At 65.7% G+C, this 16,202-nt stretch carries 17 protein-coding genes and 1 pseudogene; 13 read left to right on the top strand and 5 right to left on the bottom strand.

Translation table 11 applies throughout. The features are described 5' to 3' along the window. Positions 1-233 precede the first annotated feature (233 nt). Positions 234-482 (bottom strand): hypothetical protein, encoded by a 249-nt coding sequence (locus ABFX55_RS32805; RefSeq protein WP_346126525.1) that lies wholly within the window; start codon positions 480-482, stop codon positions 234-236. 308 nt (positions 483-790) lie between these two features. Here ABFX55_RS32805 and ABFX55_RS32800 point away from each other — a divergent pair, with 308 nt between their 5' ends. Beyond that, positions 791-2,068 carry an IS701 family transposase gene (locus ABFX55_RS32800; protein ID WP_346131339.1) on the top strand — a complete coding sequence of 426 codons (1,278 nt, stop codon included), beginning with the start codon at positions 791-793 and terminating at the stop codon, positions 2,066-2,068. On the opposite strand, the gene ABFX55_RS32795 is transcribed toward ABFX55_RS32800, so the two are convergent. After that, complete coding sequence (locus ABFX55_RS32795; protein WP_346126524.1) at positions 1,962-2,363, bottom strand: HEAT repeat domain-containing protein; 402 nt, start codon at positions 2,361-2,363, stop codon at positions 1,962-1,964. The genes ABFX55_RS32800 and ABFX55_RS32795 overlap by 107 nt on opposite strands. 127 nt (positions 2,364-2,490) lie before the next feature. Between ABFX55_RS32795 and ABFX55_RS32790 the strand changes: the two genes are divergently transcribed. The 10 genes and pseudogenes from ABFX55_RS32790 to ABFX55_RS32745 all read left to right on the top strand — a co-directional run bounded on the left by ABFX55_RS32790 (position 2,491) and on the right by ABFX55_RS32745 (position 10,043). Next, positions 2,491-2,886: a hypothetical protein gene (locus ABFX55_RS32790; RefSeq protein WP_346126523.1), complete on the top strand. Its 396-nt coding sequence runs from the start codon at positions 2,491-2,493 to the stop codon at positions 2,884-2,886. Positions 2,887-3,031: 145 nt separating this feature from the next. Next, a complete protein-coding gene (locus ABFX55_RS32785) occupies positions 3,032-3,790 on the top strand; it encodes a hypothetical protein (RefSeq protein WP_346126522.1) in 759 nt (252 codons plus the stop codon). Further along, positions 3,787-4,008, top strand: coding sequence for a hypothetical protein (locus ABFX55_RS32780; protein ID WP_346126521.1), 222 nt, complete (start codon positions 3,787-3,789; stop codon positions 4,006-4,008). Before ABFX55_RS32785 ends, ABFX55_RS32780 begins: the two co-directional genes overlap by 4 nt. Before the next feature lie 326 nt (positions 4,009-4,334). Beyond that, positions 4,335-4,715 (top strand): hypothetical protein, encoded by a 381-nt coding sequence (locus tag ABFX55_RS32775; RefSeq protein WP_346126520.1) that lies wholly within the window; start codon positions 4,335-4,337, stop codon positions 4,713-4,715. A gap of 257 nt (positions 4,716-4,972) precedes the next feature. Continuing rightward, a pseudogene (locus ABFX55_RS32770) lies at positions 4,973-5,456 on the top strand (IS5 family transposase); the annotation flags it as partial. A 147-nt stretch (positions 5,457-5,603) separates the two neighbouring features. After that, a complete protein-coding gene (locus ABFX55_RS32765) occupies positions 5,604-6,005 on the top strand; it encodes a hypothetical protein (RefSeq protein WP_346126519.1) in 402 nt (133 codons plus the stop codon). Beyond that, positions 6,002-7,060, top strand: a complete 1,059-nt coding sequence (locus ABFX55_RS32760) for an acyltransferase family protein (RefSeq protein WP_346121309.1) — start codon at positions 6,002-6,004, stop codon at positions 7,058-7,060. The genes ABFX55_RS32765 and ABFX55_RS32760 overlap by 4 nt, the downstream gene beginning before the upstream one ends. Before the next feature lie 462 nt (positions 7,061-7,522). Continuing rightward, positions 7,523-8,362, top strand: coding sequence for an IS5 family transposase (locus tag ABFX55_RS32755; RefSeq protein ID WP_346126518.1), 840 nt, complete (start codon positions 7,523-7,525; stop codon positions 8,360-8,362). A 520-nt stretch (positions 8,363-8,882) separates the two neighbouring features. Next, positions 8,883-9,029 carry a hypothetical protein gene (locus tag ABFX55_RS32750; RefSeq protein WP_346126517.1) on the top strand — a complete coding sequence of 49 codons (147 nt, stop codon included), beginning with the start codon at positions 8,883-8,885 and terminating at the stop codon, positions 9,027-9,029. Between the two features lie 39 nt (positions 9,030-9,068). Next, positions 9,069-10,043, top strand: a complete 975-nt coding sequence (locus tag ABFX55_RS32745; protein ID WP_346126516.1) for a DUF4360 domain-containing protein — start codon at positions 9,069-9,071, stop codon at positions 10,041-10,043. A 2,507-nt stretch (positions 10,044-12,550) separates the two neighbouring features. Here ABFX55_RS32745 and ABFX55_RS32740 read toward each other — a convergent pair. After that, on the bottom strand, positions 12,551-13,015 hold the full coding sequence (locus ABFX55_RS32740) for a hypothetical protein (RefSeq protein WP_346126515.1): 465 nt from the start codon (positions 13,013-13,015) through the stop codon (positions 12,551-12,553). A 283-nt stretch (positions 13,016-13,298) separates the two neighbouring features. Between ABFX55_RS32740 and ABFX55_RS32735 the strand changes: the two genes are divergently transcribed. Beyond that, a complete protein-coding gene (locus tag ABFX55_RS32735; protein WP_346126514.1) occupies positions 13,299-13,649 on the top strand; it encodes a hypothetical protein in 351 nt (116 codons plus the stop codon). A gap of 132 nt (positions 13,650-13,781) precedes the next feature. On the opposite strand, the gene ABFX55_RS32730 is transcribed toward ABFX55_RS32735, so the two are convergent. Together ABFX55_RS32730 and ABFX55_RS32725 are read right to left on the bottom strand one after the other, a co-directional pair. Then, entirely contained in the window at positions 13,782-14,606 is an 825-nt protein-coding gene (locus ABFX55_RS32730; protein WP_346126513.1) for an inositol monophosphatase family protein, read from the bottom strand. Further along, the gene (locus ABFX55_RS32725; RefSeq protein WP_346126512.1) at positions 14,603-15,475 is read right to left on the bottom strand and encodes a DUF5919 domain-containing protein; all 873 of its coding nucleotides are present in this window, start codon (positions 15,473-15,475) and stop codon (positions 14,603-14,605) included. The genes ABFX55_RS32730 and ABFX55_RS32725 overlap by 4 nt, the downstream gene beginning before the upstream one ends. A gap of 316 nt (positions 15,476-15,791) precedes the next feature. On the opposite strand from ABFX55_RS32725, the gene ABFX55_RS32720 reads away from it, so the two are divergent. Next, positions 15,792-16,079, top strand: a complete 288-nt coding sequence (locus tag ABFX55_RS32720; RefSeq protein WP_346126511.1) for a hypothetical protein — start codon at positions 15,792-15,794, stop codon at positions 16,077-16,079. The last annotated feature ends 123 nt before the right edge of the window (positions 16,080-16,202 follow it).

Genomic DNA, 16,202 nt, shown 5'->3' with positions numbered 1-16,202 from the left:
CGCTGCGCAGAAACGGGGTACTGGCGGCGAATGCGCTGTTGACGGACGGCAAGGCCACAACCGGGATGCCCAGTCCAGGAGCCTCGGACAGGAGACCAAGAGCGTAGGTGCCGGCGGTCCATCCATTGTCCTGGGTCAGAGTGCCGAGCCGGCCGACTTCTCCGGCCGGCCCTGCGGCGCAGACGATTCCAACGCGGCTGCGTTATCCGAGTCGTTGCTTTGTTTGCGGGATCTCACACGTCCGACTCGTCGATCCACTCCACGGCGGCAAAGAGGTTCCCGTGGACGGTGACGAAAGCCGCCTCCATCAGGGCCGTCTCACGAGTGATGGCTACCGTCTGTGGCCAGGGTGCGTGAGGGTCGAACTCCCAATGCAGGGTTTCGTGGTCGGTCCAGTAGATGCCGGTGTCAGTAGTCCTCCACAGCTGGAAGTACAAGACGGCCTGGTCGTGCTTGGCAAGGTCGTTGATGACCTCTTCCAACCGCATCGCTGGACAGGTCGCGTCCAAGGCGCCTGTCGAGACCCGTAAGGAAGCGGTCAACGGTGGCACCACCTGCTGCCGTCCCCCTAGCGTCGTCAGCGCACGGCGAAGGGCAACCGGCTCGGTGAAGTCCGGAGGGACACCCTGGACCCGCAGCCGTCGATAAGCCGCCCGTAGCGCAGGCACAGCCGAACGGACGCCTAGTACTCCAGTGACACTTCGCGATCTTCGGTGTTGTGGTCGCATGGGAACGGCCACTGCAAGATCATGCGGAGTTTGTGAGAACAACCGAAGATCACGCAGTGGCCGTGGGCGACAGCGTAGACCCTGACCGATGGACCGTCACCCTCAACGACCTCCTCGCCCGGATCGCGGCCAGGTTCGGCCGCATCGAGCCACGTCGAACCGCCGCCGCCTATGTGCACGGCCTGCTGGACGACATCGACCGCAAGAACTGCTGGAACCTGGCCGAACACACCGGAGCAACCGGCCCGCAGGGCATGCAACGCCTGCTGCGCCAGGCGCGCTGGGACGCCGATGAGGTCCGCGACGATGTCCGCAGCTACGTCGTCGAGCACCTGGGGCCGGGCGGTGTACTGATCGTGGATGAGACCGGCTTCGAGAAGAAGGGCACCGGCTCGGCCGGGGTGCAGCGCCAGTACTCCGGCACGACGGGCAGGATCGAGAACTGCCAGATCGGCGTCTTCCTGGCCTATGCCACCGGTGCCGGACGAGCCCTGATCGACCGTCGGCTGTATCTGCCCGAGCACTCGTGGCTGGCCGATCCCGAGCGCTGCGGGCGGGCTGGAGTCCCGGACCCAACCACCTTCGCGACCAAGCCCGCGCTGGCCACTGCGATGATCACCGCCGCGCTGGACGCCGGGATCGCGACCTCCTGGGTGAGCGGCGACGAGGTCTACGGCCAAGACCCTCGCCTGCGCGCGGCGCTGGAGGATCGCCGGGTCGGCTATGTGCTGGCCTTCGCCGCCAACCGCCGGGCCAGCCTGGACGGGGCGGAGATGACCGTCGCCCAGATCGCCGCTATGGCGGCTGACCGGCACTGGCACCGCTACAGCGCCGGGGCAGGAGCCAAAGGCCACCGCCTGTATGCCTGGGCATGGACCCGCATCGACGAACACCGGCCCGGTTGGCGGTGGCTACTGATCCGCCGCAACCTGACCACCGGCGAACTGGCCTTCTACCGCTGCTACGCACCCACCCCGAAGCCATTGATGACGTTGGTGCGCATCGCCGGCATCCGCTGGGCCATCGAGGAGTCCTTCCAGGCGGCCAAGGGCCAGGTCGGCCTGGACCACTACCAGGTCCGCGGTTGGACCCCGTGGCACCGCCACATCACCCTGGCCATGCTCGCCCTAGCTTTCCTCGCCGTCGTGGCAGCCCAACAGCCCCGAACCACCGACAACCAGCACATCGCGTTAACCGTGCCCGAGATCCGCCGCCTGCTGGCCGCACTCCTGCTCACCCACACACGCTCGATCGAGCAGGTCCTGCGCTGGTCGAGTTGGCGCCGACGGCATCAGGCGATCGCCCGCCGTTGCCACTACCAGCGCAGATCCCGCCCATGATCTCGAAATGTCGCTGGAGTACTAGCTGCTCCAGAGCATTTGCCGACCACTCGCGTACCGTCGAGTTCTCGCTGTCTAGCAGGTCGATCAGCACCGGTGCGGCGTTGACCTCGCCGAGATGTTCAAAGATTTCGATAGCGGAGAGCTGGCCATATGACCGCATCCGGGGCACTGCGGTCATCAGTGGCTGCATGACGCCGATGCCGATCGTCATCAGTTCGTCTCGCGCATCGTCGGCGATGTTGGTCGAGTCGTCGTCAAGCAGTTCGATGAGCTGCGCGATGTCCTCTGTCACGCCCTCAGTCTGCCCGGCAGGCTGGTGTGGGAGTTCCGTGCTCTCCCCACATCAACATCCTCCCTTGCGGCTGGCCGTAGTTTCGAGAGCACCGCGCCTAATGCAGCGGCGTTGGACAATGGCCGCTATGCGTATCTTCAACACGACCGGTTGGACTGCCGTCTTCACCGGAGCTGAAACGGAAACCGGACGCTTTCGTCCTGTCGAAGCATGGGACCAGGGAACAGGCGAAGCCCTGGTGGTCGATCCTCAGCACGGTGTCCTTCGGCCAGTCTCCTACTGGCAGGACTTTTCGCATTTAGAGCGCGCAGAGCGAGTCGTGGGCGTGGTGCCTGGGGATGGATGGCGGGCTCATTGGAATGATGAGGGCGGAAAACCGCTAACCGAGCTGGTATTGGCTTGGTTGATTCATGCCAATGGCCTAGCCACGCCCATTAGCGTTGATCCTGATGGGACAGTCGGCACGGCCGAGCTGGCCGATCGGATCCTCGCTCCAGGCCAAGACCTAGACCCGCATCACTGACGAGAGGGCAGGCATATCCGTTCTTCACGCGGCCCGAGTGGCGGGCGCGCGAGAACGGCCCCCCAGGCCGCACGCGCAGCGTGCGGCCCGCAAGCTCGGGTCGCGTGGCGGCGCTTGCGCCGCCCTTGGCACGCTGTCCACCGCGATGGTCCGGCAGTGGCGGGCCGAACTGCTCGGCAACGGCGTCTCGGTCACCATGGCGGCCAAGGCGGACCGGCTCCTGCGGGCCGTGTTGATGACGGCTGCGGAGGACGACCGGATCATCGCCCGCAACCCGTGCCGAATCCGCGGGGCCGATGCCGAGCACGCCGAGGAACGGCCCGTCCTGTCCGTGACCCGGGTCTTCGAGCTGGCGCAGAGGATCGGCAAGCGGCCTGTCGGCAGCATTCGGGGTCTGAAGAAGGGGGAGGGCTACCGCGTCCGGTTCTGGCGCAACGGCGAGATGCGGACACATCCTGAGGTCTTCGCGACCCGCGCGGAAGCCGAACGGGCGCTCTGGCGGGTGCCCGAGACGGGTCACGCGGACTTCTCCCAGGACCGGCGCTTCCGCGCCTTCGTTCTCCTCGATACCTTCGCGAGCCTCCGCTGGGGTGAGATCACGGCGCTCACTCGCAGTGACATTGATCTCAAGGTCGGCACCGTCCGGATCAAGGCGGCCTACACCGAACGATCGACGGGAGAGATGGTCCTCGGTCCGCCCAAGTCCAAGGCCGGCCGTCGCAAATATCCAAGGCGATCATTCCGGCACTCACCGAACACCTGGCGATCTACGTCAAGGACGCGCCCGGTTCGCTGGCCTTCCCTAGAGCCAAGGGCGGCCTCATGCGGCGGAGTGGCTTCAACCGGGCATCGGCGTGGCCGGAAGCAGTCCGGGCCATCGGTGTCCGAACCTGGACTTTCATGATCTTTGGCACGCCGGGAAACATGTTCGCGGCCGAGTCCGGCGCAGGGCTCAAGGACCTGATGGCGCGGATGGGCTACGACAACGTCAGAGCGGCGATGATCTATCAGCACGCCGGACGAGGTGCCGACCAGACGATCACTGACGCGATCGGCCGGCACATCAGCGGGACCGATGAGGATGACGACGGCTCGGCCGGAATCTTCGTTCCAGCGGGCTAATTGCACGGAAGATCGACAAGGCTCCAGAAACGATCAAGGCCCAGACTGGGAATCCGTCCCGGACCTGGGCCTTCGTCGTTGAAGCGGGTGACGGGAATCGAACCCGCGCTCTCAGCTTGGAAGTGCAGCGAGTACGGCAGGTGAGGCCGCTGAACTGGGCGTTCGACTGGTCGTGAGTGACCGTGGTTGACCCCTCGTTGCCGGGGTTAATGGCCCGACGATCAGCTCGTGACCTCGTCTTTCCTTCGTGACATGCACACCTCGCCCGCTTGACCATCCGGGAGTGGGAGCGGCCTGTTGGAGGCGTGGGTTGTACGGTCGCCTGCATGGATTCGCAGTATGCCGTTGATGCTCGACACATCTGGAAGACCCATGTACCGCGTCGGGGGCAGGCGGACAGCGTCCAGGGCGAGTTGCTGCGGGCGGCGGAAAAGCTCAGAGACGAGGCTCAGCGCAACGGCAACGTGAACTGGGACGAGCACCACGAGCGTCTCTTGGTCTACCTGCGTGAGAAGCTCATCGGGTCGGGACTGTTCGGCGCGGAGACCTTGAAGGGGCTGGCCGCGGATCTTGATCGCTTGGCCGACTGTGAGCACCCGCTCACCGATGATGAGCCCTTCGACCGCATCACGTACCGCGTTGTTGACTGGTGCCGTGCCCATCCCGAACCCGTGCTGCATGAGCATGACCCGGATCTGCTGCGCTAAGCAGTGGTGGGAGCGGGTGACTGGAATCGAACCCGCTGTCAGCTTGGGAACTCTTTCAAGATCAGGCCTCTGAGCAGGGGAAACGCTGACCTGGGCATGCGCCGGTCGAGTGACCGCGAGTCCCCGTGACTCCCCACTGATCGCTCTGCGAACGGGCACACAACGGGCACGGCTGCCAGACTCACCATGCGATCGACATCGACGGCCCTTTCTATCGTGTTAGACCGTGTCTTGATTGGTGATCACTCGTTGGATCGATCACGGAAGCGCTCCTGGATCAGCTGGTTCCTGACGAGTTATGGGAGCTGTTTCAGCGCGTGATGCCGCCGCCTCCGAAGCGGCCGCAGGGGTGGTGACCGCCGGCGAGCCGATGATCGCCTGATCCTGGCCGCCATCGTGTTCGTGGCCACCACAGGCTGCACGTGGCGGCAGCTGCCACCGGGCTTCGGCGCTTCCTGGCAGACGGTGCATCGCCGCTTCGCTGACTGGAGCAGAGCCCGGGTGTGGGCCAAGCCGTATCGGGTCATCCTGGATGAGCTCGGTTCCCGCGGCGAGCTGGACTGGTCGCGGTGTGTGATCGACTCGGTCAGTGTCCGGGCGGCCAAAGGGGGGATCTGACGGGCCCGAATCCTGTCGATCGCGGCAAGAAAGGCTCGAAGATCCACTTGATCACTGAACGGACCGGTCTGCCGATCTCTGTCGCGATCAGCGCAGCCAACACGCACGACAGCCTGGCGTTGGAGCATGTGCCGGTGGACGCCGGCGCTGGGACCCGCGCCACGGACCAGCCGCTCTCCCTGCATCAACCGATCGGTTGATGCCGGAATCCACCATCCCGCTCTCCGGCCGGACGATCCGCCACCCCCGCCGCCGCGCGATTCTCAAGGCATGCCAACACACCGGGAGTCCGCCCTCCGCATCGTCGGACTCCGTAAAGCCTTCGGCGACCACGTGGCCGTCGACGATATCCACCTCACCGTCGCCGAGCACATGCGCGACCACCGCGTCCAGCTCATGGCGCTGGGGGAGATCTTCCACAACCTCCGGCTGCCCGACGGCTCACCCCGCTACGGCATCACCGCCAACGAGGAACTGTACGAGTCGCTGGAGCGCATCTACCGCTTCGGCCAGGAGAGCGGCGAGTTCCGGCCGTTCGACACCCGCGTCATGGCGATCACCCACTCCTCGGCGGTGGACAACATGTTCGCCTACTGGGCGGCCTACCCCCAGCACGACCTCGACGCCCACGCCAGGGAACTGGTCGAGATCTTCCTCAGGGCGGTCCGATGAAGCGCCTGGCCTACGTCGACAACCTGCGCGTCGCCCTCACCGTGCTGGTCGTCCTGCACCACGTCGCCGTCACCTACGGCAACATCCCCGTCTGGTACTACGTGGAGACCGCCCAGGACCCCTCGGGGCTCGCCCTCGACGTCCTGGTCATGTTCGACCAGGCCTTCTTCATGGGCTTCTTCTTCCTGCTGTCCGGCTTCTTCACCCCCGGCTCCTACGACCGCAAGGGCGGCCGCCCGTTCCTCAGGGACCGGCTGGTACGGCTCGGCATCCCCCTGCTCGTCTTCCTCCTGCTGCTGAGGCCGCTGGTCACATTCGGCATCTACAGGGAGATGGACCTGCCGTACTGGCAGTTCTACCTCGCCTCCTGGGACCCGGGCCCGATGTGGTTCGTGGAGGTGCTGCTCGTCTTCGTCGCCGTCTACGCGCTCGTCCGCCGCTACGGCAGGACCCCACGCCCCGTGCCCCAGGGCGCGCCGGGGCTCGCGGCGATCGCCGGGTACACGCTCGCGCTGGCGGCCGCCACGTTCCTGTGGCGCCTGGTCGTGCCCACCGGCCTGTACGTGCCGGTGCTCGGCCTGCCGACGCCCTCGCACCTGCCCCAGTACGTCAGCATGTTCGTCCTCGGCGTGCTGGCCTTCAGGCACGGCTGGTTCGACGCGCTGTCCAGGAGGGCGGGCAGGCTCGGCTTCGCGGCGGCGGCGGCCTGCTCGCTGGTGCTGCTGCCCGTCCGGTTCGCGACCCAGGGCATGCCGTCGGAGCTGGCGGCGGCGACGTGGGAGGCGGTGTTCGCGGTGGGGATCACCATCGGCCTGCTGGTGACCTTCCGCGAGCGCTTCAACCGGCAGGGGCCGCGCGGCAGGTTCCTGTCCGACCAGGCCTACACCGTCTACTTCATCCACCCCGTCGTGCTGGTCGGCCTCTCCTACGCCTTCAGCGGGCTGCACGCGGCCGCGATCGTCAAGTTCGCCGTCGTCGCCGTTCTCGCCCTGCCGCTGTGCTGGGGCCTGGCCTACCTGGTGCGTTCCCTGCCGGGGGCCAAACGCGTCCTGTAAACGTCGGCGAAGCTGGGCAAGAGATACACATGCGACTCCGATCACGCCTGAACCGGCTCGACAAGCACCTGTACGCCTCCGTCGCGCAGGCCAGGCTGCCCGGCTTCGAGCGCGTCCTGCCGCCGCTGTCGGCCTGTCGGTAAGGCTGGCCCCACCAGCCGCCATCTGCGCCGTTCCTGCAGGTAGGCGGGGTGGGCTTCGGTACGGCGGGTGGTTTTTTCCTCTAAGTGGGCGTTTAATCCTGGGAGGTGATGTAGGTCCCAGTACGTCCCTAAGCCTGACCGCCCTATTTGCGTGCTTTCGGCGCATGTCGGTGTGGTGGCGTCGATGAGAAGCCGCAGAGCGCCGACCTCATCCAGGAAAGTCCTGTCTCATCCCAAGATGCCGAGCACGTCACGGTATGTGATTGAAAGCTGACACTCAGGACTGGGTGGCACGTGCAATCTGCGATACGCCAGAAGCATGGCCGAGCAGCGACCGTACCCCAGCGACCTGTCCGACGCACGATGGGCGCTCATCGAACCAGTGCTGAGCGCCTGGCGCGCCGACCGTCGCGGCAAAGGCCTCGACATCGGCCGCCCCTGCGAGCACGACCTGCGCGCCATCCTGAACGCGATCCTCTACGTCGACCGCACCGGCATCCCTTGGCGCTACCTACCGCACGAGTACCCACCCTGGCAGACCGTCTACGGCTACTTCGCCCACAGGCAGAAAGACGGGGTCTTCACCCAGCTCACCGGCCTGCTCCGGCGATCAGTGCGCACCGCCGAAGGCCGCGATCCCGAACCGAGCGCCTGCGTCATCGACGCTCAGAGCGTCAAGACCTCCGCCAACGCGCCCGCGGCCAGCCAGGGCTACGACGCCGGCAAGAAGATCGCCGGCCGCAAGCGCAGCATCGTCACCGACACCCTCGGCCTGCTACTCGCCGTGCTGGTCACCGCCGCCGGCGTCTCCGACGGCGCCGCCGGACTGCCCCTGCTGACCCAGGTCGCCGAAGACCACCCGACCATCACCAAGGCCTGGGCCGACAGCGCCTACCGCACCAAGGCCATCGAAGGCGGCGCCGCCCTCGGTATCGACGTCGAAGTCGTCCGCCGCGACCCTGCCACCAGGGGGTTCACTGCCCTGCCCGGCCGCTGGGTCGCCGAACGGACCCTCGGCTGGCTCGTGCTCCACCGCCGACTGGTCCGCGACTACGAGGCCCTGCCCGCTCGATCCGAAGCCATGATTCACATCGCCATGATCGATCTGATGACCCGCCGCCTCGCCCGCGAATCCACCCCAACCTGGCGAGAGACCTGAAACACCGACCAGACAGAACTCACAGGACCAAACACCCACTAAGCGATCTTTAGTGGGGGTGCGTTTGTGCTGGTGGAGCCTAGGAGATTCGAACTCCTGACTTCCTGCTTGCAAACGGCAGCCGGTTCGTCCGGGACAGTCGTTGAGCTGGGGTTATGTGGTACATCGGTCCACCGAAGTGGTTCAGGATGGCTGCTACATGCGCGGGCTGCAAACAGGACGCGTTGACCTCTTCGGTGTGAAATCTCGGCAGCGAGATCGCTACAGGTCGTTTGCGCTGGTCGCAGGTCATTAACGGCCGCTCAAGGTCGCCCGAATATGGCGCGGTTGCTGCTGCGGTTGCTGCCCCCGGCCAACCGCCGGGCCAGGGCCAGATTCATATCTGCGCGAATCGGAATTTTCGGGAGCTAAGCGTCCGGATAATATCCATTTTAATGGCAGATATTCGGACATCAAGGACACCCCCTCTTTTCGCTCCTTGCTGATTATTTGCCCGCTTGTAAACGTGTGTGCGTCTTTCATGCTTGATGCTGGGGTATCTCCCTTGTCGCACTATCGCAGCGGTGCGGGCGGATACGAAAAAGAACAGCTCCGGCATCCGCGCTACCGCGACACCATTCACGAGCTCGATCTGACACAGGTCAACGAGCCTCAGGAAATTACCTGACGTTCTCGCTGGGAACGCTCACACGGAAAGGAATGCCCTATGCCATTCATCATGCGCAACACACTCCCTAAGCTGGCCGCAGGTACATTCGCCGCCGCCGTCCTCACCGCAGCAGTCATGACGCCCGCGGTCGCGACATCCTCTGCCCCCAACCCGGCCGAGGCATACATCTCGAGCGTCAGTGCGAACGGAAACGGGTGCCCGCCCGGGACATGGGAGGCGGCGATCAGCCCCGACGGGAAGGCGTTCACCGTTACATTCAGCGCATACGAGACGCTCATCGAACCCGGTGATGATGCCTCGGATAAGGAATGCACGCTCTCGCTGAACGTGCATACGCCGCCGGGGACCTCGCTTTCCACCGTCGAGTTCTCCTACCAGGGCTACGCGCTCATGGACCAAGCAGGGATGAGCGCGACGCAGAGCGCAAGCTACGACTTCCGCGGTGCTCCCGTCCCGGCTCAGTCGGTTCGCTCGCAGATCTCGGGGCCACACGACGACACGTACCTCTTCTCCGACCGGATCTTGCTTCACGACGACGTGGCGTCGGCGCAGGGCGCAACCCGCGCGCTAAACGGGGCAACGGGCCTAGTCCTCACCAACAACCCCGCAGAGACCGGCAGCGGCTTCTTCAACACCAACAGTGTCCACGGGACGCTCCAGGACGGACCGGGCTGCACCATCGACCGGCGCACCGCCACCTCGGGGCAGGCCATCATCGGCACCTCGGGCGCCGATGTCATCTGCGGGTCACCGTTCGCCGACCGTATCACCGCGCTGGGCGGCGACGACGTCATCCTCCCCTTCGCGGGCAACGACCGGGTCGCCGCCGGTGCCGGCAACGACACCGTCTTCGGCGGCAACGGCGCCGACGACATCAGCGGCGACGCCGGCAACGACACCCTCGACGGCGAAGCCGGCAACGACCGGATCCTGGGCGGGCCGGGCACCGATACCGCTAACGGCGGGCCGGGCACCGATTCCTGCCTAGCCGAGACGACCACCTCCTGCTGAGTCAGGTCGACGCTCCGGTGATGTGGCTTCGGGACGAAGTAGTCGAGGTCGGAGCCGGGCGACCTGCTTTACCCACCTCGGCCGCGCCGGGTCCCGAAGCGAGGGGACCCAGGTCGGACACTTGCGGGCAGGAAGGAACCTGCCCGACCCGCCGGGCCAGCGTACGGGCCCCCTCGCTCCCGGCCCGACCAAGGACACCGGGCGAAAGCCGGCCGCCCTTCACCATCGCCCGGGAGCCGATCCGGCGCAGGAGTGCCAACCGTGTGCGACCAGCGTGCGATCCGCCGCGGTCAGCTTCGGTGAGCAGTGGCGACCCAGAGTCCAACTTCTGAGCGGGGGCAAGGCCCCGATCAGGGCACAAAATCGGGTTCCCAAGCTGACATACCCATCACCCAGGTAGGGGGTTGTTCGCTTGCTGCACTTCGCGTGTCATGGCTAGGCCATCGAGCACGCGACCATGGGGACGGTGAGCGGCTCGCGGAGGACGATCGCTTCAGGACGGCGGTCACCACAGGCGACAGATGCGTGACCACGGACGCGGTAGTCACGCAGTTTGTCACTCACCCTCGCCTCACAGTGATCGGCGAGGGAGAGTCTTCCCAGGTGGAACCTAGGAGATTCGAACTCCTGACTTCCTGCTTGCAAATCGTCATGATCGCCCAGGCTATGGGGGTTGACCTGCGCGAGAGGGGTTCCGCCTGTGTCCGCGAGTGACCGCCATTGCCCCCCTAATGGCCCGACGTCGTGGCCATATTCGTGCGGACGCACACGCTCCTCCCCGCCCGATCTTCCCGTCTGTCTCGTCCCACATGCAATGCAGCGGAGCAAGGCCAGGGGGTCAAGGTGGAGCGCCCCATTGGACGAACGATCTCGGCCCCATACCCCTGGTCTGCTCGGCTTGTCCCGGGTCGACGGCAGACGGAATGAGCAGGCCCCTACCCCAGCCACCAACGGGTCAGCGGCGATGAGAACGCCTGCGGTGGTCATCCCGGAGCCGGAGTGCCCCCGCCGGAGGCATAAAGCGTCTGGTCGCAGGTCAACGGTTGATCGTCTTGCAGAGAACGATGTTCCGTACTCTGGTTTCAGGCCGGGGCGGCACTACGGGTGTGGAGGTGTCGTTGGCGTAGCGCTGGTTTCCTTCCGTGCTGTGTTCAGTTTCGTACGGGTGGCAGGCGGCTTCGTACGCCGCTTCCGACACCCAAGAGTCGAGGGGGGCGGATGCGCCGGTGACCATCAAGGTCAGCAGAGCTGCGGGGGCAGCGAGGGCGCGTAGAGCCCATCTGGTCATGTGGGTTCAGCCTTCCGGAGGTTCAGCCATCTGATCACGGCGGAGCGGCTGCGTGACACGTCGGGCGGCGGCGTGCCGGTGGTCGGCGCGGTGGTTTGGTGCGGCGGGCGCGCGGTGCGGCGACGGCCCAGGGCGCCGACGGCCGGGACCGGCCCCCAGGCCGCATGCCCGGCCGACGGGCGGCAGAGGGCCGGGGTACGGCGGCGCGGCGCGCCGCCGCTTGATTCCTATGAGCCCAATTCGGCAAGTTCGCTGAGTGCGCGTTTCCACGGGTAAGTGTCGAACTGCTCCCCGCCCGTGCTCGGTGCGTGTGGCTCGAACTGGCCGGGGCCGAACAGGACGCGTACCCCTTCGGCGCGTAGGTCTTCGACGCTGCGCAGAAACGGGGCTCGCGAGGCACGTGCGCTGTTCACGAACGGCAGGACCACAACCGGGATCCCCAGCCCAGGAGCCTCGGACAGGAGGCCCAAGGCGTAGGTGTCGGCGATGCCTTGGGCGAACTTGTTGATCGTGTTATAGGTGGCGGGGCCACGATGATCGCGTCGGCTCGCGGCGACTTGGGCTCGGACGGCTTGCGGTACTGGCTACGTACAGGACGGCCGGTCTGCTGCTCCAGCTCTGGCGCGTCGATGAAGTCGAGTGCCGGTGGGGTGGCGATGATCTGGACAGTCCATCCGTCGTCCTGGGCCAAGGCGACGAGGCGGCCGACATCTGCGGCCGGTCCGGCGGCGCACACGATGATGTACAGGACCTTGCCAGGCTGGGTCACGCGATCTCGCCGCGCGCTCTGGGGCGAGCCTCCGGGACCTGATGACCCGAATGGGTCACTCGACAACGAGAGCCGCGTTGATCTATCAGCACACCGCGATGGAGCGCGACCGGGCCATCGCGGACGCCCTCGGGAAGCTCGCGGAGGAGGCCCTGAAGGACCAAGATCCAGACGGATCGGGCACGTAACGGGCACGGAAGATCGAATGGAAGACTAGAAAGATCAAAAGCCAGGTCGGGAAACCATTCCTGACCTGGCTCTTCTTCGTTGGAGCGGGTGACGGGAATCGAACCCGCGCTGTCAGCTTGGGAACAGCAATGATCCGGGCTTGTCAGGGCGCTGAGCTGAGCAGGTAGCCGGTCCTGAGTGACCGTGGTTGACCCCTCGTCACCCCGTCTAATTGCACGCTAATTGCACGACGATCATAGGTTGTCCTGCGGTTCCATCGACTTACGGAAGCTGCTTCCAAAGGATGAGCCACTGGTCAATCTCGTGGGCGGTTGTCGGTTCCGTCAGGTGCTCGCGAATGGCTTTGGCTGTGTTGACAAGGTTCTTGCAGCGGCGCAGAGTCAAGATCTCCGGTAGAGGCTGATCACTCCAGGCGACGGACCACGCCGCGGCTTGCTGTCGGCTGAGGGGGAGGGCCTGAAGGATGTCGACTCCAAGCGTGTCAGGGTCCCACAGGGGATTTCCGTTGGAGCCGAGATCGGTGATCACGTTCGCCCGTAGGTGGAACCGGCTGACGTCGGCGTCGACCTTGTCCACGCCCTCGTCCTCTGCTCTGGCAAGGGCGTACATAGCCGCCTCGGCCCACGCGCGGCGCCCCTCCCCTTGGCTGGTGTCGCGTGCGTAAAGGCTGTTCAGCTCCCACACAGCAAGCCAGTGATTAATCGCTGGCGAACGATCCTCGACCACGAGGGCAGTCTGTCACGCGCGACGCCCAGCCCTCACCCTGCTTGATCATCCCGTCTGCCGTCGTCCCGCCCCGCAGGGGAAGCGGGCCAGGGTCACGGGTACCAGATGGAGCGCCCCACGGACGAACGATCTGGTATCCGTGGCCCTGGTCTGCTCGGCTTGTCCCGGGTTGATGGCGGGCGGGATGATCAGGCTTCCACCTCAGCCATCTACGGCCCTGGCGTACGGCGCGGCGATCATCCCGGAGCCGGAGAGCCCCCACCGGAGGCATTACTCTCTGTCCGTGAAGGTAGCCGTTCGCGCGCTCAATGAACGTGGTGACTCTATTGATGGCCCGACTTCAGAGGACATCCGCAAGCTCCTGAATGAGTTGTCGGCGAAGAATCGTTTCCTCATCCTGGAACGTTCAGATGCGGAAAACTCTGAGTACTACATGCAGGCCTACCGTCAGGATGATGGAACGTACCGGTTGGAGCATCGCGAGGGTGGCGCCGATGCTCACTTCCAGACCGCATGCCGAGACATCCGAGTGTTGACTCAGGCATTCACGATGTGGATGTATCGCATCTCGGGTTGGCGCGATGCCTTCCATTGGGAGGCCTGGCGTGAGACGCCAACTGGCGACGTGGGATAGAACGGCTTTGTCCTCGCGCGGCCCGAGTGGGGGGGCGCGCGCGAGAACGGCCCCCAGGCCGCACGCGCAGCGTGCGGCCCGCAAGCTCGGGCCGCGTGGCGGCGCTTGCGCCGCCCTTGATCCATACAAGAACTATTCGGCAATGCCCGCGTTCAGTCGTGCGGCCTTTTGCGCTTCGGCGATGAGTTCGACGAGATCGGCAAGGATCTTCGGGCTGGCTGCGATGGTGGCTTCGGAGTTCATGGTGTGGGGGCTGCCGTCCATGTCGACGACCGTTGCTCCGGCTTCGCGGGCGATGAGGACGCCGGCGGCGGTGTCCCACGGGTTGTTGCTGAGCATGATGTTGGCGTCGATCTTGCCTTCGGCGACCCAGGCCAGGTCGACGGCTGCTGAGCCGAACATGCGGACTCGCTGCACGCGGGCCGCCAGCTCGTGAGTGAGCGCGAAGCGAGGACGGTTCTTGGCTGCGGCATCAGTCCCGACCGCGTAGTCCCCTATCGCGACGATCGCGGCGTCGAGGTCACCGGTGTCTGTGACGCGGATCCGGGTTCCGTTGGCCTCGGCCCCGTCCCCTATGGCGGCGGTGTAGCGGGAGCCGAGAAAGGGCAGCTCGATCACGCCTAGCGCGGGCATGTCCTTGTCGACCAGGCCCAGCGAGATTCCACATAGCGGGATGCCGTGCAGGAAGTTCGCGGTGCCGTCGACCGGGTCGAGTGCCCACATCAGGCCCTCTCCGATCCGGCTGCCGCCGTCCTCTTCGCCGAGGAACCCGATCTCTGGCGTCTCGACCGCCAGGAACTCCCGGACGGCCTGCTCGACTGCGTAGTCCACTTCGGTGGCCATGTCGCGGTCGCCCTTGACGGTGACGGTTCCGGGCAGCTTGGTTCTGACGATCTCGCTGGCGATGGTGACGGCTTGTTCGGCGATGGGCAGGAGGGTCCGGGTGTCGATGGTCATACGGATTTGCTCCGCTCCCACATCTCGTTGAAGACCTGGTCGAAGACGGGGAACAGCCCGTCCGCGGCAGTGTTGTCAGTGATCACGAGCGTAGGGGAGTCGACTCCGCGGGCCTGCGGGAGGTAGGGCTGAACGACGCAGGTGGCGTGGTCGACGATGAGGATGTTGAAGCGAATCGTCTCGTCGTAGACGTGGAGTTCGAGTCGCTCGGCAGCCTCCGGAGTGAGCCGGGCCTTGAGACGGCTCAGCATGCTGATGTTGAGGGCAGTGAGTGTGGTCAGCGTCCCGTCCGTGTATCGCTCCTCGTCCTCCCGCGCCTTGATCGCAGATCCGGCGGGGTCGAGGAAGAGACAGCGAATCCGGGTGCCGCTCTCAAGCAGTCGCTTGAGCTGGTGATCCGGGTAGCTCTGGCAGATCACGTTGAGCGAGAGCCCGGCCGCGCTGATCTCCTTCGCGCCGTCGAACAACGTCGAGGGCGGAAAGGCTGCGGAGAAAGCAGACCGGCTGCTGAAGACAGCGGACACATCGGCCATCTGCGGCCCGGGGCCTGTCTCGTCTGCGCAACCCGCGCTCGTCGTCGGCTCGGGGGCCGTCCGTTGCGCGGGCACCTCGGGTGCGTACGCGGCGAACAGTTCGCTCGCGGTACGCCCCGGGAACATCGCCTCCAGGACCCGGCAGTGATCTGAGTACGGCAGGCCCTTCAACTCGCCGGACAACCAGCGGTGGAGCTGCGCGCGGCTCGGGTAACCACCACGCAAGGTCGGGTCCACTTTCGCGGCGGCCCTGTCGTACTCCTTGCAGAAGGTGCTGTATGTCTGCCAGTGCCGTTCGCACAACAGCGTCTTGAGCGTGATCGACTGCTCCGCCATGAGCGCGCCTCGGGGTCTGGGGGACCTGGTACGCCCAGGTTAACCGCGGGAGGCGGCAGAGAGGAGACAAAGACGAGACAGATCGAGACGGCATGATCACAAGCGGCACATGAGCGCAGGCGAGACGCGACATGAGATCGGGAAATCCTCGTCGCATGGCAGCGCAATGTGATTCGTGCTCGGGACGGGGCTGGAAGTACGTCAGCCTTCGTCGGGCTCTGGTGGTGGCGGAGGGGTCGGGTGCTCACGTCTACGGTGGGCGGCAGCCTGCCGACTGCTGGCGTTGCCGCGGGACGGGGAAGACCGGTGAGGAGTCGTGATCGTCCTCGCTGACTGTCTCAGTCCTCACGTCGCCATGGCGAAAGCCGATCACATGCGCCTCGCCTGGCAGCAGCCCTACCCAGGAGAAGGCCGCGTGCGGGTTCTCTCGTGGACATGTACCTGCCGGGCTACGGTCTACGAACTCTGCCAATCCGGCGGCGTGGCGTACATCCGCCGGATGCTCCAGCTCGACGGCGCGCCGGAGATCCACGAGACCTTTCGGTGGTCGCTCAGCGAAGCGCGCACCGTGTGGGCTGCGTTGCTCTCCGGTCAGGCGCGATAGACGGGCGCGGCGACATGGTCGACTCCGGGTGTCCTGTGTCGCCGCGTCTCAGAGCGCGGGAGGCGCGCTGCGCGCAGTCGGTGTCGTCTCCCCCGGCTCCTTCCTGTGGGGCAGACAGAACGA

Origin of the sequence: Nonomuraea roseola (assembly GCF_039535395.1) — a bacterium.
GTDB classification, from domain to species: Bacteria; Actinomycetota; Actinomycetes; order Streptosporangiales; family Streptosporangiaceae; genus Nonomuraea; species Nonomuraea roseola.
Note: the sequence above shows the minus strand (reverse complement) of the source record. Positions and strands in the feature narration are given on the sequence as shown.